Origin of the sequence: Xanthomonas euroxanthea (assembly GCF_900476395.1) — a bacterium.
Classification (GTDB): domain Bacteria; phylum Pseudomonadota; class Gammaproteobacteria; order Xanthomonadales; family Xanthomonadaceae; genus Xanthomonas; species Xanthomonas euroxanthea.
Genome location: NZ_UIHB01000006.1, coordinates 102,255 through 122,489, shown reverse-complemented (window position 1 = coordinate 122,489; position 20,235 = coordinate 102,255). Strand labels below are relative to the sequence as shown.

Here is a 20,235-nt window from a genome sequence, read left to right as displayed (position 1 = left end):
TCAGCCGCTGCCGGCAGCGCGTGGCTCAGTCGTCGCCGAGCACACGCTCGCCCATCAGTTCGCGTTCGCGCTTTTCCAGTTCTTCGGCATAGCGCTTGCGCACGAAGCCTTCCGACAACACGCCCAGCACCTTGCGTTGTGCATCGATCACCGCCAGCTCGTCGGCCTGCGTAGCGTCGAAGACCTTCATGACCGCCACGATGTCGGTGTCTGCCAGCAATGCCGCATCGCGGTGCTTGGCGTAGTCGCTCACCGGCGCATCGGCCTGCACGTTGTCCGCATACAGCACCGCCAGCGGCACCACACCGGCGTAATGGCCGGCGGCGTCTTCCAGCACCACGCGCTGCGTGGACCCCAATGGAAACCGCCGGCGAAACTCGCTCACCGTGGTGTCGTGCGCAGTGTGGTTGGCGTCCTTGCGCATCATCTTGCCAGCCGACAGATTGCGCACCCACCCCACGTCGCGTGCACTGCGGATGTTCTCGCCACGCAGATGCAGGCGCCAGGTGGAGAACGAATAGCCGAACACCTGGCGCACCACGGTGTTGGCTACCAGCACCGCCACCATCACCGCGCTCGCCAGTACAAAGTCGTGCGTGCCTTCCAGGATCAGCATGGCCATCGTCATCGGCGCGCCGACAATGGCCGCCGCCAACGCGGCCATGCCCACCAACGAAGCGCTGGTGATGTCCACCGCCGCGGCGCCGACCAGCAGGTTCAGGAACACCGCAAACAGGCTGCCCACCAGCGAGCCCATGAACAGCGAAGCGAAGAACAGGCCGCCACGGAAGCCGAAACCCAGCGAGATGCCCGACGCGATGCATTTGAGCACCAGCAAACCGGCCAATACCTGCAGCGTGCTGCTACTGGTCAGGTCCAGATGCAGGGCGCCATGTCCCGACGACAGCACTTGCGGCGAATACATCGCCAACGGAATCAGCAGCAACCCGCCCACCACCGGGCGCCCCCAGATCGGCAGCTCGATCCGCCCCACGGCGCGTTCGATACCGGCCACCAGCCGCATCACCGCGATGCCGATCAACGCGCAGGTCAGCCCCAACGCGATGTAGATCGCATAGTCACGCGGCTGCAATTGATAGGCGACCGCCGCCGGCAACGAATACGGCGCGGCACCGAGCGCGTTGGCCATGAACGCGCCGGCCAGCGCCGCTGCGGCCACCGGCGCAAGCGCCGACGGCGTATAGGCGCCGATCACGATCTCGAACGCGTAGAACGCACCGGCCAGCGGCGCCCCGAACGCACCGGCGATCGCGCCTGCCGCGCCGGCACCGACCAGCGTGCGCATGTCGGCCCGGCGTACCCGCAGGACACGGCCCAGCTGCGAACCGGCGCCTGCGCCCATCTGCGTGTAGGTCGCCTCCAGCCCCACCGATGCGCCGAAACCGTTGGACAGCAGCGTCTGCACCGCAACGATCAGGTTGTCGCGCATCGACATGCGCCCGCCGTGCAGGGCATTGGCTTCCACCGCATCCACCAGCGGCCGCTTGCGCCGCCGCGCCAGCAAGGCCACCAGGCCCACCAGCAGGCCGCCCAACGGCAACACCAGCAACTGGGTGGCGGTGATCGATTCGGCGGTACTGAGCCGCTCGCCCGGTGCAAGCGCGTACAGCCAGGCCTGCAGCGCATGCGCCATGCCGGCCTGCACCACCATCAGTGCCGCCGCGATCAGCCCCACCACGGCTGCCAGCCCAATGAACCACAGATCGTTGGCGCGCAACTGCCGGCGCAACCACTCCAGCGGCCGTCGCCAGGATGCTGCCGCCGGGTGCACGGCGTGCGTGGGGTTATGAGGAAGTGGCTGCATGGAAGACCAGCGCTCCGCCGGATCAGGGTGCCGGCGCACGGGGAGACGTCAGCGATGCGGCCTAGTGTGCAGCAACCTGGCTGACCTGCCGCAGTCTGGCCGCGGCAGTGCAAGCAACGAACACAGCGGCGGCAGCGGGCGCAGGCCACACGCCGGGGGACGGCGCGCTCACCCCAGCGCACACAGCGGCTTTTCCCCGGGGCGCAAGGTCAGCACACGCACACCGGTACGCGTCACCGCCACGGTGTGCTCGAACTGCGCCGACAACTTGCCGTCGCGCGTATGCACCGGCCATTGATCCGGCTCGGCGCGGATCGCCGCTCTGCCCTGGTTGAGCATCGGCTCGATGGTGAACACCATGCCTTCCTGCAGCTGCATCCCCGTGCCGGCATGCCCGTAGTGCAGGATCTGCGGCTCTTCATGCATCTGCCGGCCGATGCCATGCCCGCAATATTCCTTCACCACGCTATAGCCCTGCTCGCGCGCATGCCGCGCAATCGCATGACCGATGTCGCCCAGCCGCGCGCCCGGACGCACCGCGGCAATCCCCTTCCACATCGCCTGATAGGTGGCCTGCACCAGCCGCCGCGCCGGATACGCCACCTCGCCCACCAGGTACGTCGTGCTGGAGTCGGCAAGATAGCCGTTCTTTTCCAGCGTGATATCCAGATTGACGATCTGCCCGTTGCGCAGCACGTCCGCAGCCGATGGCACGCCGTGGCACACCACATCGTCGATCGAGGCATTGAGCACGAAGGGAAAGCCGTACTGCCCCTTGCTGGCCGGCCGCGCGTCCAGCTCATCGACAATCATCCGCTCGACGAAGTCGTTGAGTTCCAGCGTGCTGCGGCCTGCCAGCGGCAGCCGATCCAGCGCATGGAACACCCGCGCCAGCAACGCACCGGCGTTGGCCATCAGCGCAATCTCCGCCGGCTGCTTGATCATGCCCGCGCCGGTTTCAAGGATGGCGGCCGCACGCCCGCCGCACGCAGCTGCTGCGCCACGATCTGCTGAAACGACAACTCCGGATGCATCTCGCACAGCATGCCGACCTTGATCCAGAACGTGGCCTGCGCATTGATCGACCGGCTGGTCACCGTGCACGCGCGACGTAGCTGATCGTGCAGTTCGTCATCGATATTGACGATGCCCATGCAGGCTCCGATGTCAGGAATATACGAATCGTATATGAAACGTATATCCGCGCACAAACGCCGGTACATGCCCTCGGCTGCGCTCGGGGTATGCCAAGCGAACGCAGCCGGGAAGGAAACCGGGAACGGCGCGCTAGTGGCCGGCAACCGGCGAGCGTGCGCCCGCGGCAAACCCATGGCGTCTGGCACGCCATGCAATCAACCATCCGATGGCCAGCAGCAAGGCCATGGCAACCGGGAAGGTCTGCGCGCCCCAGTGGTCCAGCAGCACGCCGCCCACCACGCCACCGCCGGCGATGACGCTGTTCCACGCCACCACATTGAGCGATAGCGCCACATCGGCGCCTTCGCCTGCGCTGTCGGCAAGTGCCGTCTGCAGCAGGGTCGCCGCGCCGCCGAAGGTCAGCCCCCATATCGCCACACATACGTAGACCACAGGCTGCACGTCCTGCAGGAATGCCAGCACCACCGAGATCGCGAGGAACGTTGCCAACGACACCAACACCGTGCCACGCAGGTGCTGCTCCACCAGCCTTGCCGCCACGCCGATGCCAGCCAGTGCCGCAACGCCGAAGATCAGCAGCAACACGTCCACGCGATGTCCCAGCCCGGCGTGTGCGGCGAACGGCGCCACATAGGTGTACAGGATGTTGTGGGCCAGCATCCACGCCATCACGGTGGCGAGCACGGGACGCACGCCCGGCGTGCCAAGCACCTTGCGCAGCGGCACCCGCTGCGCTGCCGACTGGCCCGGGTAATCGGGCACCTTCAGCAGCACCCACACGATCAGGATCAGCGTCAATCCGGACATGGCGGCGAACGCGCTCCGCCAGCCCAGCAGGCCTCCCATCCAGGTGCCCAGCGGCACGCCGAGGGAGAGCGCAACCGGCGTGCCCACCATCGCAATCGCCATGGCCCTGCCCTGCTGGTCCGGCTGCACCATGCGCCGCGCATAACCGGCAAGCAGGCTCCACGCCAGGCCTGCCGCTGCGCCGGCAAAGAAGCGCGCCGCCAGGGTCAGGCTGTAGTTGCTCGACAGTGCGGTGACCGAGTTGAACAACAGGAAGCCGACGATGGTGAGCAGCAACACGTTACGCCGCCGCCACTGCTGGGTCGCAATGGTCAGCGGGATGGCGGCCATCACCGAACCCAACGCGTACGCGGTCACCGTCTGCCCGGCCAGTGCCGGGCTGATGCCAAGGCCAGCGGACAGTTGCGGCAACAACCCTGCCGGAAGGGTTTCGGTCACGATGCAGATGAAACCGGTCATGGCCAGCGCCAACAGGGCGGCGATTGGTAATGGCGGCGGAATCGCGCCGGCGGTGGATGCAGTTGGAGAGGTCACACGCTGTCCTTCGTTGGGGAGGGAGATTTTTCTGCACGGCTCGCTACATCTATATTGATCGATATATATCTAGGCCAAAAAAAGCAGGTCGTCGTCGTGAGACCTGCCGGCCGGCAACACCACGTCATGATCTGTATCGTTCGATATATATATCCGCGCGGCGACCGCGTTGTCAACGATATCTGTATCGACTAGTCTTGATGTAGAGATCGGAGGGCGCCATGGCGCAAATGGGAAGGCCGCGCAGCTTTGACCGCGACGCCGCGGTCGAGCAGGCGCTTCACCTGTTCTGGGAACAGGGCTACGAATCCACCTCGCTGAGCCAGCTCAAGGCCGCGATTGGCGGCGGCATCACCGCGCCCAGCTTCTATGCCGCGTTCGGCTCGAAGGAAGCGCTCTTCAGGGAATGCATGGACCGCTACCTGGCGACCTACGCAAAGGTGACCCACTGCTTGTGGGACACCACGCTCGGCCCGAAACAGGCGGTGGAACTCGCGCTGCGCCGCTCGGCCAAGATGCAGTGCGAGCGCGGCCACCCGAAAGGCTGCATGGTCACGCTGGGAGTGATGAGCGCGCCGTCGCCGGAGTTCTCGGCACTGTGCGCACCGCTGACGCGCTCGCGCGCCCGCACCCGCGCCGGCATCCGCGCCTGCGTGGACCGCGCCATCGCCAGCGGAGACCTCGGGCCGGCCGCCGACGCCGCCGCACTGACCTGTGTGTTCGACAGCTTCCTGCTCGGGCTCTCCACGCTCGCCCGGGATGGCATGAGCTTCAAGGCGATGGATGCCGCCATCACCCAGCTCATGGGGTTCTGGGACGCCCAGGCCGGCTAGGCAGCCCGCGCTTCAACCCGTGCGCCGCAGCGGCCAGGAACGGCAGCGCGCATTGCGCTGACTTTCTCAGTCGAAGGTGCCGATCGCAGCAAGCCGCACCAACTCGTCCACCACGTAGCGCACCTTCGGGCGCAAGTGGCGCGTGCGCGGCCAGAGCGCGTAGATTTCGATGCAATAGCCCGTGCACTCTTCCAGGACGAGACGCAAGCTGCCCGACTGGATGTGCGGGCGCACCAGCGAGATCGGCATCTGGCAGATGCCCAGACCTCCGATCGCAGCGTCGATGACAGCGTCCCCGTCATTCAACTGGTGCGTTCCTTCAGGTACGAAATCGCGGTCGGCCACCTTGCCGCCAAACCGCCAGCCGACAGGCTGGCCATTGCGGAAGCCCACGACGCTGCGATGCGCCTGCAGGTCCTTGATCGTGCGAGGAGTGCCGTGCGCGGCGAGATACGCGGGTGATGCGCATAACACCAGGCGCTGGCGTCCCAGCTTGCGTGCCACCAGGCCACCCGAACTTTCGAGTCCGCCAAACCGGATCGTCAGGTCGATGCCTTCCTGGGCCGGGTCGATCAGATGGTCGTTGAAGGAGAGCGTGTAATGGAGGTCGGGATGCGCTGCGCCGATGCGGAGCAGGATCGGCAACATGACGTGGCGGCCGAAAGACGACGGCATGTCCACCCGCAGCCGGCCGGTGGGCAATGACGACTGCGAGGCCAGGCCGGCTTCTGCACTGGCGATCTCTTCCAACGCAGCAGCGCATGCGGCGAAATAGGATTCGCCGTCGGCGGTGAGCGCGATGCGGCGCGTGGTGCGATGGAACAGGCGCACGCGCAGCCGCGCCTCCAGGCGGGCGATTGCCTTGCCCACCGCCGAGCGCGAGATCCCCAGCGACGCGGCCGCCTCGGTGAACGTGCTGGAACGGGCCGCGGTGACGAAGGTGACCAGCCCATTGAGTGTCTCGACAGGAATCATCCGACCTCCGTTGGAGAATTGTTGTCCCCAATGGCGGGACTCCTGGCACCTTTATGTGCATCGAAGTCAACCATACCTTCTTTAGCCCTCCCCACCAAATACCTCCCCCCATGACATCAACGATTTTCCAACCCTTCGATCTCGGCGACACCCGGCTGAGCAACCGCATCGTGATGGCACCGATGACCCGCGCCCGCAATCCGGAATACGTTGCGAACGCATTGACGGCCACGTATTACGGCCAACGCGCGAGCGCAGGCCTGATTGTCAGCGAGGGCACGCCTGTCTCGCAGCAAGGCCAGGGCTATATCGATGTGCCCGGCATCTGGTCGCAGGAGCAGGTTGCCGGCTGGAAGGTGGTGACCGATGCAGTGCATGCGCGGCAGGGCAAGATCTTCGCCCAGCTGTGGCATGTGGGCCGCATGTCGCATACCTCGCTACAGCCCAATGGCGCCGATCCGGTGAGCGCGAGCACGCGCCCGGTTGCATCCAGCTCCAAGAGCTTTGCATTCATCTACCGCGAGGACGGAACGCGGGGGACGGCTGAGCCCAGCCCGGCGCGCGCGCTCGAGACCGAAGAAGTGCCGGGCATCGTCAGGGATTTCGAACAGGCGGCCCAACGCGCGATCGATGCGGGCTTCGACGGCATCGAGATCCACGCGGCCAACGGCTACCTCTTCGAGCAGTTCCTCAACCCGATCACCAACGACCGTGTCGACGCCTACGGCGGCTCGCTGCAGAACAGGGCGCGGCTCATCCTCGAGACCGTGGATGCAGTGGCAGCGCGCATCGGCTCGCGCAAGGTGGGAATCCGCCTTGCACCGAACAATCGCCAATTCGACATGCCCGCATACGCGGAGAGCGAGGCCAGCTACCTGTACCTGGCCGAAGAACTGGCCAAGCGCGGGCTTGCGTATGTGCATCTGAACGACAACCACGCAAACGGCTCTCCCGACATGAGCGAAACGTTCCTCGCAGCGTTCAAGCGCAGCTACGGCGGCACCGTGATCCTTGCAGGCAAATTGACCCTGGAATGGGCCACTCGGTTGATCGACCAGGGGGGGATCGACCTGGCCGCGTTCGGCCAGCCTTTCATTGCAAACCCGGACCTCGTCGCCCGCCTGCAGACAGGTGTCCCGCTCGCCACTCCGGATCGCGACACCTACTACGGCGGCGGTGCAGAGGGTTACATCGACTATCCGGCCGCAACCTGATCGCAACCTGACAAGATGCATCCACCGCGTCGATGCACCGCCGGCAGCTGCCGCTGCGCCATGCGAACTCGCCTCATGGGATATCGCAGCGCGCAGCGGCATGCTCCTGCGCGGGGCTGCAGCGCGCATGGAGGTGGACGCGAGTGACGCGTCGTCCCTTGCGCTGGCGGCATGCGTGATTGCCGGCGGCGCGCCATCGACCTGCAATAGCGCGCGCACAAACGCTGGGCAACGGGCGCCGAATGCCAGGTGGCGCGTGACACTGGCAACGATGACCACCAAGACCATGCGCTGCCGACGGCAAGACCGCCCAGGCGCAGCTAATTTCGCGGCGATTTCCCGGCCAAGCTCAAATCAAACGCCTGCAGACCGCTGAGCCGGCTGCAGAGCACAGCGCTATCCAGGCGCGTGGCGCCTGCCACCATGGGCGGCGACGAACATTCCGACAGCCGACCGGCAGTAGGACTCGATTTCATGGCTGTCTTCTGCTTTCCGCGCATCGAAGCGCGCGATGATCAGCAGGTCAGCTCCCTTGAAAAGCGCTGCAAACAAGCGCGCGGACCCGAGAGGATCGGGCACGTCCAGCAGTGCCCGCTCATGCAACTGACGTAACAACGCCGCGATTTGGGCAATGACATACGCGGGGCCGCCCTCGTAGTGGAGCCTGCTCAAGGACTTCTGGTTGGTCTTGTCGGCCATGACCATGGCTTCAACGCTGCGGACATCCGGGCTCAACAGGGTGCGAAGCAGCGATGATCCAACGGCCATCAGTTGATCTTCAGCCGAGCCGTCGACGCTTTCAGAAAACATCTGCGGCGCAAATTGGTGGCACCGGTCTGCGATGGCCGCGCTGAACAACGCCTCCTTGCTCTCGAAGTGCCGGTAGATGCTGAGCTTGGAGATCTTCGCCCGCTGGGCGACCTTGTCCAATGTGGTCGCCTGGAAGCCCAGTTCCACAAAAAGCGCATAGGCAGCGTCGATGATCGTTTGACCAAGCGCCGCATTGGTTGGCCGGCCGCGCCGGCTTTGACTGTTCTGGGCCACTCGAATTTGAGTCCTTGACAGTATCCTAATTCTGTATTTAGGATACTAACCAGTACCAAAAATGGCAACCCGCAGGCTGGCGCGTTTCCAGCTCCAGGCGTTTCGCCAGGCCGGCGGCCTCTTTCATTGACAGCTCGGAACCTATTCCTATGGATGACGTCATCATCATCGGCGGCAGCTTTGCAGGTCTCGCCGCCGCCCTGCAGCTTGGCCGTGCCCGCCGCAAGGTCACTGTCCTGGACACCGGCCGGCCGCGTAACCGCTTTGCCGGACACTCGCACGGCGTGCTCGGCCACGATCACAAGCCACCGCTGGACATCCTGGTCGAGGCCCGGCAGCAACTGACGCGCTACCCAACGATCAGGCTGATCGATGCGCGGGCCGAGCGGGTGTCAGGCGTTATCGACGATTTCTGCGTGCTCACCGACGATCACGAAAGCCTGAAGGCGCGTCGCCTGATCCTGAGCTATGGCGTCGTCGACCAGATGCCCGCGGTGCCGGGCTATGCCGAAAGCTGGGGGACATCCATCGTACCCTGCCCTTACTGCGATGGCTTCGAAGTCGCCTCGCAACATTGGGGCCTGGTCTGGTCCGGCCCGCAGTCGATGCACCAGGTCCGGCTGTTCCACGATTGGACTGACAGGCTGACGGTCTTTGCCGATGGCCATGCCATCGCACCCGAGCTACGGGCCGATCTGGCAAGCCGCAACGTGCCTGTGGCCGATGGCCGGATGACCGGGATTGCCCGTCACGGGGACCACGGTGCCACCATCAGCATCGATGACGGCTCCGACGTTGCGGTCGATATCCTGTTTGCGCATCCGCGCACCACGCCATCTGCAAGCCTGCACGAATCGCTGGGCCTGGCCACGGTCGATACGCCAACCGGCATCGCGCTCAAGGTCGACGAGCGCCGCGAAACCAGCATGCCCGGCATCTACGCCGCAGGCGACCTCGCCAATCCCGGAATGGCCTCGGTCACCACTGCATCATGGCAGGGCGCCACGGCGGGTATCGCCGCCCAGCAATCGATGCTGGTTTGAGACAGACCGACGAATGTGGAGCACATCACCTTCGATCTGCCACATCGCGGCTTCCACGCATTGCAGCGGCCGAGGGTCTCAACAACGACGTTGGGCCCGACTACGAAGTCCCCAACGGCAGATACAGTGTCAGCGCACTCTCTGCAGCCTCACGGAATCCGTAGCTCTTGTAGAACCCGGCTGCCTTCGTATGCAAGGCATCCACCAGCAGCACTCGCACGCCCAACTGCTCTCGCAGACTCAAGCAACGAGCGATCGCATGTGCCAGCAGGTAATCCCCATGCCCCTTACCCTGCTCTGCTGATGAAACCGCCAAGCGTCCCATCCGGATCGCGGGCACCGGGTAGTTGGGCAGGCGCTTGCGATCCTGCTCCTGTAACGCTGTCAGCAAGAGCTGGGCCGCTGACAAGGTGTAGTAGCCCAGAATGTTGCCAGCAACCTCATCATCCACCAGGACATGGGTCGTGCTGATGCCATCGCGGTGATGCTGCACCGCCTGCCGCCGCAGATACGCATCCAGTGTCGACTCCCCGCAGCTGAAACCGTTGCGGTCGTGCCGCTCTGGCTGGAGTTGCTCAACGATTAGCACGCACTTAGCCCTGCGCGACGCGGGCGAGCGCCTTCCTCAACTTGGCATTGGGCTGGAAGGGTGCGTCCAAGGCTTTCAGGAATCGCTTGGATTCCTCCGCCGACAACGTCACTGTCAACTCGGCGGCCATGACGCTCTCCGCCTCGCGCATGACCGCATCACGCACAAAGGCCGAAAGTGGCACGCCACGCAGATCGGCGGCACGGGAAATCCTCGCCTTGTCGGCAGGGTTCAATCGCAGGTCGAGACGGGCAGCGGCGTTGGTCATTGCAAGCTCCTATTTGTACGGAATATTACCGTACAGTCCGCCCGTGTCAAATGACCAGCCCCGCCCCAGGCGGGCGTCGTGGTGGACCTTCAACGACCTTGGTGGCTTGGACAAGACAGCAGACAGGCGGTGCGCGTGACAACCGCTAGCGAGCAGACGGGCGCTTTGGCCAGTGCCTGGCATCAGAGGTTGGACGACATGGTTGCCTGCCTTGACCTGCAACGCGTGTGCTCGCTCGCCGGCTACGGCGCCCAGCCCGAAAGAGCGTCAGGCACGCCTACGTAGTGCCGGAGTTTCTCGAAATGAGCTCTGCCAACTCCAATGCTTTCTCGTTGACACGCGCCATGAGCTGGAGCGAGGATGCGTGCGTCGCCGCATCATCGGCGACCGGGCTTGGCGGCCTGACTGTCAGCGGCGAAAGCCGCATTGAGCATGCTCTGCGGCTTTTTCGTGCCCGGCGTTGTCTGTTTTTATGGACGGTCGGACGGGGAGGCTGCAAAGCCTGCCGGCGCTGACCCGGTCCGCCAACCCCGTTCGGTCGTCCACCCTGCTTGGCGGCGTGGTGGATGGTTCGCTCATCGAACTGGAGTCAGCACCATGTTCTACAACACCCAACAAACACCCGCGTCTGCGGCGCGTCAGATCGCCCAGCATGTCGGCCTGATCGCCAATACCTTCGAATGCAGCCATACCGCGTGGCTGAGCTGGTTGGCACGCCCCGCAAATACAGGCAAGGCCGTCCACGCCCTCACGTTTGCAGACTGCGAAGCAGCGCTCGCTGCAGTCGACGCCTTGCATGCGCAGGTGCGGCGATGAGCACGCGCAAACAGTTCCGCGTCTGCACGGGCGTCACCCTCAGCTTCGAGATGATGCAGGGCTATGTGCTGGCCATGCTGCATTCCCACGCGCAACCCGATCTGCCGCCGGTCCTGATCGCCTGCGAAGCCGCTGGCCTTGATGACATATTGCCCGGCAGCGATGCGCACAGCGTGGTGCTGGGCCGGCTGCATGTCTGCATGCATGAGGACCCGGCAGTGGATGTGCTCACCTGGCTGCGCAGGCAGGCGCGCCGCAACGGAGCGGCACGATGAATACCGCGCACGCGATTGCTTATCCAGAAGACGCCGACTCCGCGATCAGCGAAGAAGAACACGACGTTCCCCGATAGTTTCCGAGCCACAAAAAAGGCACTTGGGCGCGCGTCCAAGTGCCTGCTTTCTAGTGGTGGTCCACCAGGATTCGAACCTGGAACCAAAGGATTATGAGGCAGCACAAGTGAGCTTATTTGACAGTCACTTGGCTACGCTAATTTCCGGGCTGTACCTCTTGAGGTTGTTGATGAGGTTGGCTGGCACGTCAATTTTGAGCGTCGAGCTCAATAGCCAAGTTGCCATTAAATCGTGTACCGTTATATGGTGCACAAAATAAATGCAGGCCAACTATGGCACGGAAACAGCAGAGCGTAGGTGAGCAGCTCTCGTTCGCGCTCTATGGCGCGGCTGGCCGAGTGACGCGGCTGCATAAGCCCCTATTGGAACCACTGGGCCTGACCTTCCCCCAGTACCTGGTCATCCTGAACCTGCTAGACGGTGCCCCACAGACCGTAGGCGAATTGGGGTCCCACCTTGGAATGGATCCAGGCACGCTCACCCCGCTGCTGAAGCGCCTGCAGGTCGCTGGCATGGTGACCCGCACACGTGACCTGGACGACGAACGTCGGGTGCTGGTCGACCTTACTGACGCCAGCCGAGCGATAGAACGTGAGATCCGTGCGGTTAACGGCCAGATCAAAGCAGCCTGTCAGTTGACGGAGGCGCAGATCCAGTCGCTGTGCAAAACCCTCGAAGGGCTGGCCCACCCAGCGCCGGAATGATCGGCATCTAAGGATGCCGCCAATGAGGATAAGAAGAACCATATGAAAATAGGAATTCTGGGCGCGGGCAGTATCGGTACGACGCTCGCGCGGAAGCTGGCTGCGGCTGGACACTTCGTGAAAGTTGCCAATTCGCGTGGCCCTGAGACGGTTGATCTGCATGCATTGGCAACTGGAGCGCAGGCGGCCATCGCCGAGGCAGCTGCGAACGGTGTCGAAGTTCTGATCCTGTCGATGCCACACGCCGGCTTTGCCGAGGCGAAACGCCTCGTTACACCGCTCCCCGCGCAGACGTCGGTGATCGATACATCGAACTACTTCCCCCAACGGGATCGGGTCAATCCTGCGATTGAGTCTGGCGCCGTCGAGAGCCAGTGGGTCCAGGACTTCTTCGGCCGGCCCATTGTCAAAGCATGGAACGCCGTCGCTGCGGCGCCTTTTGCCGAGTGCGGCCGACCACAGGGACATCCCGGACGCATCGCCATCCCTGTCGCCGCCGACCGTGCCCGTGACCGGCAAGTGGCAATGGCACTGGTAAACGATACCGGCTTCGATGGCTTCGACGCAGGCGTGCTTGAGCACTCCTGGCGACAGCAGCCCGGCTCGCCAGCGTATTGCACCCATCTCACCTACCCAGAAATCGGTGCTGCACTCGCTGCGGCCGAGCGCGACCGGCTTCCCAAACGTCGCGACTTGTCGGTCGCGATATTTGCAGAGCGGTTCGGTCACGGGGTCAATCCAGACGCCTGCACGATCACCAGGATCAGTCGCGCACTACAGATGTAACACCAACAAGAGGTTCTATTGCCATGAAGATAGGAATACTTGGAACCGGGTTCATGGGTCGAGTCCTAGCCCGGAAACTCGCCGCAGCGGGGCATGACGTCAAGGTCGCAAACTCCCGCGGCCCTGGCAGCATCGCTGAAGAAATTCTTGAGACGGGCGCACATGCCGCAACAGCAGAAGGAGCGCTCCAGGATGTGGACGTGGTCATCCTGGCCATGCCCCATCCCGGCTTCGAGAAGATCAGGCACTTGGTAGCGGGCCTGCCCGAGCAGACAACGGTCATTGATATTTCTAACTACTTCCCCGGACGCGACCCCGTCAATCCTGAACTTGATGGTGACAAGGCAGAAAGCGAATGGGTACGTGACTACTTCGGCAGGCCCATCGCCAAGGCGTGGAACTCCATTGGAATGCTGTCTTTCGAAATCAACGGGCGCGGCAAGGGTGAGCAGGGGCGCATTGCCCTTCCCGTCTCGGCAGACCGGCCACAGGATCAGGAAATTGCCTTGCGCTTGGTGGAAGACACCGGATTTGATGGCTTCTACGCTGGATGTCTCGCCGATTCTTGGCGCCAGCAACCCGGCTCGCCGGTGTACATCACCGACCTGACTTTCGACGAGATGGGGCCTGCACTAGCGTCTGCAGAGCGGGACCGCCTGCCCAAGCGCCGTGACCTGTCGGCGCAGGTGTTTGCCGAGCGCGTGGGCGAGCGCGCATCCCCCGATGCAGAAACGGTGGTCAAAATCGCGCGTGCACTGTTCATTTAATAATTTGGAGATGCATATGAAGGCGTGGCAGGCGAGCTCCTTCGGAAAACCCAGCGATGTGCTGGAGCTGGTTGACGTTGACATACCCAGCCCTGGGCCCGGAGAGGCCCTGCTCAAGGTACTGGCGACGAACATCGGTCTGCCAGACCGCATGATGCTGGAAGGGCGTTACTTCTTGACTCCGCAGCCACCGGTGACGCCAGGCCAGGAAGTGGTGGGGATCGTGGAGGTGGCCGGGCCTGGATATCCCTTCCCCGTCGGCACGCGTGTGATCGGCGGCGCCAATTTCATGAGTGGTTCGGGTGGATTGGCCGAGTACTGCATCTCGCCGAGTGATGGAGCGGTACCTGCAGCCGATGACATGCCGGACGAGCAGGCCGCGGCGTTTCTCGGCACGTTTCACGTAGCCTATGTAGGACTAGTCAATCGCGCTCGCGCGGGCGTCGGCGAGACTCTGTTGGTGCTGGGCGGAAGTGGTGGCACAGGTTCGACAGCAATCCAGCTTGGCAAAGCGCTGGGCCTCAGGGTGATTGCGACCGTCAGAAGCGCTGATAAAGCCGCATTCTGCACCCGACAAGGAGCTGACCACGTGATCGTGACCGGTACGGAGTCACTGAGCGAACAAGTACGCAAGATCACCAACGGCAAAGGCGCCGACATCGTGTACGACACGGTTGGCAATCCACTGGCGGAACCGGCGCTCGAGGCAATAGCCATCGGCGGGCGATACGTCCTGGTTGGTTTTGCAGGCGGGGCAGATTTCCCTAGGATCGAGCCGCTCAAGATCCTAACGCTAGGCATCTCCGTCACCGGTGCACTGCACAGCGTGCGTACCCCCGAAGAACAAGAAGATGCCGTCACTGTCCTCGGTAAGTTTTTCTCGGAGGGAAAAATCTCGATGCCCATCGACCAAGTCGTGGCCTTCGCTGATGTGCCTCAGGCCCTGGAGCACCTCGGGGGTGGGGTGAGTGGCAAGCTGATCGCACGAGTCGGCGTGAACTGACTCCGACACAGCACGCTGAGGGGGGAGTAACGGGAGCGGCCCGCCCCCGCCCGACATTGACGACGCTGAAGTGGCGCACAGTGAAAAGCTATCCAATCTGCGAAGCGTCAGTGTGTACCCGCAGGGCTTACCGCATCAGCCGTAACAACAACTCCCGGCATGGCGCCGAATCGTGATCGCCCTGCTTGCACTAGCTGCCTTTGCGCCAGCAGTCGCTACCCGCTGGTTCACTGCGGCCAAGACCTGGGCCGCCAACGATGCCGGCTGGTTCACCATCCTGGCTGTCGCCGGATTCCTGTATTCGTGATCGGGGTTGCGGTGAGCGGTTATGGTCGCATCAAGCTGGGGCCGGACCACCGTCCACCGGATTGCAACTATGGCTTTTGGTTTGCAATGCTGTTCGCTGCAGGCATGGGCATCGGGCTGATGTTCTTCGGCGTCGCCGAATCCATCACGCATTACGCACTCCGCCGGTCGGCGTGCCGGAATCGGCGGCGGCGGCGCGCCAGGCGATGCGCATCACTTTCTTCCAGTGGGGCATCCATGCCTGGGCGATCTATGCTGTCGTCGCACTTTCCCTGGCCTACTTCGCGTATCGGCACAACCTGCCGCTGCGCGTGCGATCTGCGCTCTACCCGCTGATTGGAGATCGCATCCACGGCCCGCTCGGATACGCAGTGGATACGTCCGCCGCGCTAGGGACTATCTTCGGCCTGGCCACCTCGCTCGGCCTGGGGGTCATGCAGATCAACGCCGGCTTGAACTATCTTTTCGGCCTGGAGGTCAGCACGCGCTCCGCGCGCGCCGGCATCAACGACATGGCTGGGTATTCGCCGATGGTCACAATGCGTGGCTTGCCGGCATACCGATAGCGGTGGCGCCAAGCCTTCGAGGCCGTGGGACGAACCTCTATGCAGAGGCCGTTCGAGTCCGCCACCCGAAAGGCGGCCACTTTAGGTTTGAGCGCGCGAAGCTTGGCATCCGTGAGCAGGGGAGTCAGATATTTGTGAGTCGGAGCAACCCGTTGCCGCTCCACGACTCACAGCCCGACTCACTATGTCGCCGGATGCAACTGGATACCACTGGAAGTCAAAAGACCCAAAACAGCTATTTTCGAGTAGTTTCCCGCGAGCCTTGGACTAACTCGGACGTCACTGGACTGCTTTTTGGTGGGCCCACCAGGATTCGAACCTGGAACCAAAGGATTATGAGTCCTCTGCTCTAACCGTTGAGCTATAGGCCCAGCAGGGTGGGTGGCGAGATGCGGGGCATGTCGGACCGTCCAGCTGAGGCGAAAGTTTACCTGTCCGCGCGCGTTGCTGTCTGCTGACATCCGGCGTCGATGAGGACAAGCGCGTGCACCCACCTGCGCTTGCCCGCACAAAAAAGCCCGGCGCAAGCCGGGCTCTTGAATCTGGACGCGGTCAGGGTGCGCTGCGCACCATTGGCGGTGCAAGATCCGGTAGCTACCGGCACCCAGCAATCAGCACCTCAGCACTTCCGAATCCCCACTCCCCAATCTCAGCCTCTAAGCCACCTCAAGCTGCGCATCGACCAGCTGCCGGCCCGCACGGAATCCCTGCGCGATGGCTTCCTGGTAGGTCTCCCAGCCCGCTTCCCGGCCACTGATGCGTGGCTGGCGTTTGCCGCCCAATGCATACACGTCGACCCACAGCGTCCACCTGGCGCCAGGGGACGCCTGCTCGGCGCGTACGCGAATCTCGTGCTCGCGGTATGTGGTGGTTTCAAACCGGCTTTGCCTGCTCATACGACGGCCTCGTTCCATTCGTCCATCAACTTAGAAGCCACGGCTAGAACGTCACGTGAGCCTGGAACAAACATCGGCTTCATGTTGCGCCGCTGTCTGGCTTCGTCGCCGAGGCGTGAACGTCAGCTGCGCCATCCCCGACGCATCTTGGTTCGGCAAACGTTCACCCAACAAGCATAGCCTGCGATACGTCCCACAACGCAACAGCCCCGCAAGTGCGGGGCTGTTGTGTGATCACTGCACCGGTACGACGACCGGATCAGTCGATGTCCAGGAACGAGCGCAGCTGCTCCGAACGGCTCGGGTGACGCAGCTTGCGCAACGCCTTGGCCTCTATCTGACGAATCCGCTCGCGGGTGACGTCGAACTGCTTGCCGACTTCTTCCAGCGTGTGATCGGTATTCATGTCGATACCGAAGCGCATCCGCAGCACCTTGGCCTCGCGCGGGGTCAGGCCTGCCAGCACGTCACGCACCGTCTCGGAGAGATTGATGTTGGTGGTGTTGTCGATCGGGGACTCCACGTTGGTGTCCTCGATGAAGTCGCCCAGATGCGAATCCTCGTCGTCGCCGATCGGGGTTTCCATCGAGATCGGCTCCTTTGCGATCTTCATCACCTTGCGGATCTTGTCCTCGGGCATGTCCATTTCCTTGGCCAGCTCCTCCGGCGTGGCCTCGCGGCCGAACTGCTGGAGCATCTGGCGGGAAATGCGGTTCAACTTGTTGATCGTTTCGATCATGTGCACCGGAATACGGATGGTGCGCGCCTGATCGGCGATCGAACGGGTGATGGCCTGACGGATCCACCACGTTGCATACGTCGAGAACTTGTAACCGCGACGGTATTCGAACTTGTCCACGGCCTTCATCAGGCCGATGTTGCCTTCCTGGATCAGGTCGAGGAACTGCAAGCCGCGGTTGGTGTACTTCTTGGCGATGGAGATGACCAGGCGCAGGTTGGCCTCGACCATTTCCTTCTTGGCCTTGCGTGCCTTGGCTTCGCCATAGGCCATCGCGCGGCTGATCTCCTTGATCTCGCCCAGGGTCAGGTAGTTGGCCTTCTCCATCTCGATCGAGCCCTGCTGCTCGGAGACGATCTGGTCCTTGACGTCGCGCAGCGCCGACGACCACTTCTGCTTGCGCTTGAGTGCGTCTTCCACCCATTCCAGGTTGGTCTGGTTGCCTTCCCAGGAGCGGATGAAATCCTTGCGCGGCATGCGTGCCACGGTGGTGGCCAGGTGCAGCACCTTGCGCTCGTGGTCCTTGATGCCGTTGACCACGCCACGCAGCTGGGTGACCAGCGCATCGGTCAGCGGCAGCGGCAGCTTGAGCGTGGTGAAGATGGCGGCCATGTCCTCGCGGGCCTTGACCACCAGCTTGTGCTCGGCGCCGTTCTTGGCATAGATCTTCTTGAACTTGGCGTATTCGTTGGCCAGGTTCTCCATGCGCGTGGCCACTTCCACCGGGTCCGGACCGGTCGGGCCGGCCTCTTCCTCGGCAGCGTCGTCATCGCCGTCTTCGTCGTCGTCTTCATCGACCGCGTCTTCGTCCACGGCGACGGGGCCGGCGGCGGCCAGCGCGGCAGCGGCGGCGTCGGCTTCTTCGATCAGGTCGTTGAAGCCGACCACGATCTCGGCCAGACGCTTCTTGCCTTCCTTGTGCGCTTCGTAATCGGCCAGCAGCATTTCGGTCGACAGCGGGAACACGCCCAGTGCTGCCTGGACCTGGCTCAGGCCTTCTTCGATACGCTTGGCGATGGCGATTTCGCCTTCGCGGGTCAGCAGCTCGACCGTGCCCATTTCGCGCATGTACATGCGCACCGGGTCGGTGGTGCGGCCACCTTCGGTGTCGAGCGCGGTCAGCGCGGCGGCAGCTTCTTCGGCTGCGGTGTCGTCAACCTCGCGGTTGCCGGTGTTGCCATCGTTGAGCAACAGGGTTTCAGCATCGGGCGCAACTTCATGGACATCGATGCCCATGCCGTTGATCATGCTGATGATGTCTTCGATCTGCTCCGGGTCGACCAGGTCGTCGGGCAGGTGGTCATTGACTTCGGCGTAGGTCAGATAGCCCTGTTCCAGGCCCTTGCTGATCAGTAGCTTGATGTCGGATTGCTGGGCAGGACGTTCGTTGGCCATGAGTGCTCGCGCCACCGGCTTTGAGATTGGAAAGAGAACCTAGCATTATACCAGCGTGAAGCCCGGTCTGCCGGATTCAAGACAGGACCGCTGGTGGACGTGGGTTTCTAGGGTCTGAGAAGGAAAGTCACCGGGCCATCGTTGACCAGGTCGACAACCATATGGGCCCCGAAGCGCCCGGTTTCCACCCCGCCGCGATGTTTTTGCCGGCAGATCGCCACCAATTGATTGAACGCCCGTTCAGCCTCCACAGGCGGCGCCGCCGTGCTGAAGCCGGGGCGATTGCCGGAACGGGTGTCCGCGGCCAGGGTGAACTGGCTGACCAGCAGCAGGCCGCCGCCGGTGTCGGCGAGTGAGTGGTTCATCTTGCCGGTGTCGTCGGCGAACACGCGGTAGCCGAGCAGGCGCTCGGCCAGGCGCCGGATCTGCGCGTCGCTGTCGCCGGGCTCGACCCCGACCAGCGCCAGCAGCCCGGGACCGATCTGCCCGACGGTCTGCGCATCGACCGTGACTGCGGCGCGGGTGACGCGTTGGATCAGCGCAAGCATGGGCACTCTCAGGCAGCAAACCGTGCCGCGCAGCATGCCCAGCGCCGCCCGTGCTGTCACGCGCGGGCCTTGGCCGGCCGCGCTGTTTAGAATTGCGCAGATGAAACCCGATGTCCGTGCCCGCCTGCTCTACGCCACCGCCGCCACCGTGGGCCGCCTGCCGTGGCCGCTGCTCAAACGTGTGGCCGATGCGCTGGCCTGGAGCTGGCGCAAGCTCGATGCACGCGAGGCCCGCGTGACACGCCGCAACCTGGAGCTGGCGTACCCGGAACTGGATGCCGGCCAGCGCGCGCAGCTGCATGCGCAGGTGCTGCGGTCGACCGCGCGGCAGACGCTGGAAGTGCTGCGTACCTGGACCCGCCCGCCGGCCGAGAACCTGGCGCGGCTGCAGCGCAATGGCCAGGAACTCTACGACGCGGCGCTGGCCTCCGGGCGCGGCGTCATCGTGGCCGCGCCGCACTTCGGCAACTGGGAGCTGCTCAACCAGTGGCTGTCCGAACGCGGGCCGATCGCCATCGTGTACCGCCCGCCGGAATCGGACACGGTGGACGGCTTCCTGCAACTGGCCCGTGGCGGCGACAACGTGCGCCAGGTGCGCGCCGAAGGCCCGGCGGTGCGGCAGTTGTTCAAGGTGCTCAAGGACGGCGGTGCGGTCGGCATCCTGCCCGACCAGCAGCCGAAAATGGGCGATGGCGTGTTTGCGCCGTTCTTCGGCATCCCCGCCCTGACCATGACCCTGGTCAACCGGCTTGCCGAGCGCACCGGCGCGATCGTGCTGTATGGCTGGTGCGAACGCGCCGGCGGTGACCTGCAGTTTGCGCTGCATGTGCAGCCGGCCGACCCTGCAGTGGCCGACGCCGACCCGGTGCGCGCCGCCAGCGCGCTCAACGCAGGCATCGAACAGATCGCCCGGCGCGACCCGGCGCAATACCAATGGACCTACAAGCGCTACACGCTACGCCCGCCGGGCAGCGGCGAGGCCAATCCATATGCGACCGAGCGGCATCCGCACTGACCGCGGCGGGCTGCAGACAGATCCGCTTGCGCAAAGTGCCGCCGCCGTTGC

The 20,235-nt window shown here is 63.8% G+C and carries 22 protein-coding genes, 1 tRNA gene and 3 pseudogenes; 13 read left to right on the top strand and 13 right to left on the bottom strand.

The window, feature by feature from the left end:
* Positions 1 to 25: 25 nt before the first annotated feature.
* The 4 genes from CPBF1521_RS17850 to CPBF1521_RS17835 all read right to left on the bottom strand — a co-directional run bounded on the left by CPBF1521_RS17850 (position 26) and on the right by CPBF1521_RS17835 (position 4,324).
* Positions 26 to 1,825 (bottom strand): chloride channel protein, encoded by a 1,800-nt coding sequence (locus tag CPBF1521_RS17850; RefSeq protein WP_054592654.1) that lies wholly within the window; start codon positions 1,823 to 1,825, stop codon positions 26 to 28.
* A 168-nt stretch (positions 1,826 to 1,993) separates the two neighbouring features.
* The gene (map, locus tag CPBF1521_RS17845) at positions 1,994 to 2,770 is read right to left on the bottom strand and encodes a type I methionyl aminopeptidase (protein WP_115677819.1); all 777 of its coding nucleotides are present in this window, start codon (positions 2,768 to 2,770) and stop codon (positions 1,994 to 1,996) included.
* Complete coding sequence (locus CPBF1521_RS17840; RefSeq protein ID WP_104583161.1) at positions 2,767 to 2,979, bottom strand: ParD-like family protein; 213 nt, start codon at positions 2,977 to 2,979, stop codon at positions 2,767 to 2,769. The genes map and CPBF1521_RS17840 overlap by 4 nt, the downstream gene beginning before the upstream one ends.
* A 133-nt stretch (positions 2,980 to 3,112) precedes the next feature.
* Positions 3,113 to 4,324, bottom strand: a complete 1,212-nt coding sequence (locus CPBF1521_RS17835) for an MFS transporter (protein WP_321186774.1) — start codon at positions 4,322 to 4,324, stop codon at positions 3,113 to 3,115.
* A gap of 221 nt (positions 4,325 to 4,545) precedes the next feature.
* On the opposite strand from CPBF1521_RS17835, the gene CPBF1521_RS17830 reads away from it, so the two are divergent.
* Positions 4,546 to 5,157, top strand: coding sequence for a TetR/AcrR family transcriptional regulator (locus tag CPBF1521_RS17830; RefSeq protein ID WP_104583160.1), 612 nt, complete (start codon positions 4,546 to 4,548; stop codon positions 5,155 to 5,157).
* Between the two features lie 66 nt (positions 5,158 to 5,223).
* On the opposite strand, the gene CPBF1521_RS17825 is transcribed toward CPBF1521_RS17830, so the two are convergent.
* Positions 5,224 to 6,132, bottom strand: coding sequence for a LysR family transcriptional regulator (locus CPBF1521_RS17825; RefSeq protein WP_104583159.1), 909 nt, complete (start codon positions 6,130 to 6,132; stop codon positions 5,224 to 5,226).
* A 110-nt stretch (positions 6,133 to 6,242) separates the two neighbouring features.
* Between CPBF1521_RS17825 and CPBF1521_RS17820 the strand changes: the two genes are divergently transcribed.
* On the top strand, positions 6,243 to 7,346 hold the full coding sequence (locus CPBF1521_RS17820; RefSeq protein WP_115677818.1) for an alkene reductase: 1,104 nt from the start codon (positions 6,243 to 6,245) through the stop codon (positions 7,344 to 7,346).
* Between the two features lie 396 nt (positions 7,347 to 7,742).
* Here CPBF1521_RS17820 and CPBF1521_RS17815 read toward each other — a convergent pair whose 3' ends face one another.
* A complete protein-coding gene (locus tag CPBF1521_RS17815) occupies positions 7,743 to 8,390 on the bottom strand; it encodes a TetR/AcrR family transcriptional regulator (protein WP_115677817.1) in 648 nt (215 codons plus the stop codon).
* A gap of 149 nt (positions 8,391 to 8,539) precedes the next feature.
* Between CPBF1521_RS17815 and CPBF1521_RS17810 the strand changes: the two genes are divergently transcribed.
* Positions 8,540 to 9,433 carry an NAD(P)/FAD-dependent oxidoreductase gene (locus CPBF1521_RS17810; RefSeq protein WP_115677816.1) on the top strand — a complete coding sequence of 298 codons (894 nt, stop codon included), beginning with the start codon at positions 8,540 to 8,542 and terminating at the stop codon, positions 9,431 to 9,433.
* Between the two features lie 100 nt (positions 9,434 to 9,533).
* Here the strand turns inward: CPBF1521_RS17810 and CPBF1521_RS17805 are convergent, their stop codons facing one another.
* Both CPBF1521_RS17805 and CPBF1521_RS17800 read right to left on the bottom strand, forming a co-directional pair.
* On the bottom strand, positions 9,534 to 10,022 hold the full coding sequence (locus CPBF1521_RS17805) for a GNAT family N-acetyltransferase (protein WP_115677815.1): 489 nt from the start codon (positions 10,020 to 10,022) through the stop codon (positions 9,534 to 9,536).
* Positions 10,023 to 10,026: 4 nt separating this feature from the next.
* Complete coding sequence (locus tag CPBF1521_RS17800) at positions 10,027 to 10,290, bottom strand: type II toxin-antitoxin system TacA family antitoxin (RefSeq protein WP_104583154.1); 264 nt, start codon at positions 10,288 to 10,290, stop codon at positions 10,027 to 10,029.
* Positions 10,291 to 10,592: 302 nt separating this feature from the next.
* Here CPBF1521_RS17800 and CPBF1521_RS17795 point away from each other — a divergent pair, with 302 nt between their 5' ends.
* The 9 genes and pseudogenes from CPBF1521_RS17795 (at position 10,593) to CPBF1521_RS21580 (ending at position 15,591) form a co-directional block, all read left to right on the top strand.
* A complete protein-coding gene (locus CPBF1521_RS17795; protein ID WP_147295472.1) occupies positions 10,593 to 10,805 on the top strand; it encodes a hypothetical protein in 213 nt (70 codons plus the stop codon).
* An 82-nt stretch (positions 10,806 to 10,887) separates the two neighbouring features.
* On the top strand, positions 10,888 to 11,106 hold the full coding sequence (locus CPBF1521_RS17790; RefSeq protein WP_115677814.1) for a hypothetical protein: 219 nt from the start codon (positions 10,888 to 10,890) through the stop codon (positions 11,104 to 11,106).
* Positions 11,103 to 11,381 (top strand): hypothetical protein, encoded by a 279-nt coding sequence (locus tag CPBF1521_RS17785; RefSeq protein WP_166767532.1) that lies wholly within the window; start codon positions 11,103 to 11,105, stop codon positions 11,379 to 11,381. Before CPBF1521_RS17790 ends, CPBF1521_RS17785 begins: the two co-directional genes overlap by 4 nt.
* A 350-nt stretch (positions 11,382 to 11,731) precedes the next feature.
* Complete coding sequence (locus CPBF1521_RS17780) at positions 11,732 to 12,163, top strand: MarR family winged helix-turn-helix transcriptional regulator (protein WP_115677813.1); 432 nt, start codon at positions 11,732 to 11,734, stop codon at positions 12,161 to 12,163.
* A 30-nt stretch (positions 12,164 to 12,193) separates the two neighbouring features.
* A pseudogene (locus CPBF1521_RS17775) lies at positions 12,194 to 12,949 on the top strand (NADPH-dependent F420 reductase); the annotation flags it as partial.
* Entirely contained in the window at positions 12,871 to 13,716 is an 846-nt protein-coding gene (locus tag CPBF1521_RS17770; protein WP_235858488.1) for an NADPH-dependent F420 reductase, read from the top strand. The pseudogene CPBF1521_RS17775 and the gene CPBF1521_RS17770, both read left to right, overlap by 79 nt.
* Before the next feature lie 16 nt (positions 13,717 to 13,732).
* Positions 13,733 to 14,719 (top strand): NADPH:quinone oxidoreductase family protein, encoded by a 987-nt coding sequence (locus CPBF1521_RS17765; RefSeq protein ID WP_104583149.1) that lies wholly within the window; start codon positions 13,733 to 13,735, stop codon positions 14,717 to 14,719.
* 172 nt (positions 14,720 to 14,891) lie between these two features.
* A complete protein-coding gene (locus tag CPBF1521_RS21735; RefSeq protein ID WP_258077601.1) occupies positions 14,892 to 15,026 on the top strand; it encodes a hypothetical protein in 135 nt (44 codons plus the stop codon).
* Positions 15,023 to 15,591, top strand: a pseudogene (locus CPBF1521_RS21580) (BCCT family transporter). The gene CPBF1521_RS21735 and the pseudogene CPBF1521_RS21580 overlap by 4 nt, the downstream one beginning before the upstream one ends.
* On the opposite strand, the gene CPBF1521_RS21795 reads toward CPBF1521_RS21580, so the two are convergent.
* The 5 genes and pseudogenes from CPBF1521_RS21795 to dtd all read right to left on the bottom strand — a co-directional run bounded on the left by CPBF1521_RS21795 (position 15,483) and on the right by dtd (position 19,169).
* Complete coding sequence (locus CPBF1521_RS21795; RefSeq protein WP_328589318.1) at positions 15,483 to 15,755, bottom strand: Arm DNA-binding domain-containing protein; 273 nt, start codon at positions 15,753 to 15,755, stop codon at positions 15,483 to 15,485. The pseudogene CPBF1521_RS21580 and the gene CPBF1521_RS21795 overlap by 109 nt on opposite strands.
* A gap of 131 nt (positions 15,756 to 15,886) precedes the next feature.
* Positions 15,887 to 15,962 (bottom strand) — tRNA-Ile (locus CPBF1521_RS17750).
* 285 nt (positions 15,963 to 16,247) lie between these two features.
* Positions 16,248 to 16,561: pseudogene (locus CPBF1521_RS17745) on the bottom strand (hypothetical protein).
* Between the two features lie 185 nt (positions 16,562 to 16,746).
* Positions 16,747 to 18,621 (bottom strand): RNA polymerase sigma factor RpoD, encoded by a 1,875-nt coding sequence (gene rpoD, locus CPBF1521_RS17740; protein ID WP_016902493.1) that lies wholly within the window; start codon positions 18,619 to 18,621, stop codon positions 16,747 to 16,749.
* 107 nt (positions 18,622 to 18,728) lie between these two features.
* Positions 18,729 to 19,169: a D-aminoacyl-tRNA deacylase gene (gene dtd, locus CPBF1521_RS17735; protein WP_115677810.1), complete on the bottom strand. Its 441-nt coding sequence runs from the start codon at positions 19,167 to 19,169 to the stop codon at positions 18,729 to 18,731.
* Here dtd and CPBF1521_RS17730 point away from each other — a divergent pair.
* Positions 19,168 to 20,184 carry a lauroyl acyltransferase gene (locus CPBF1521_RS17730; protein WP_181901282.1) on the top strand — a complete coding sequence of 339 codons (1,017 nt, stop codon included), beginning with the start codon at positions 19,168 to 19,170 and terminating at the stop codon, positions 20,182 to 20,184. The two genes, dtd and CPBF1521_RS17730, sit on opposite strands and share 2 nt — an antisense overlap.
* Positions 20,185 to 20,235 lie beyond the last annotated feature (51 nt).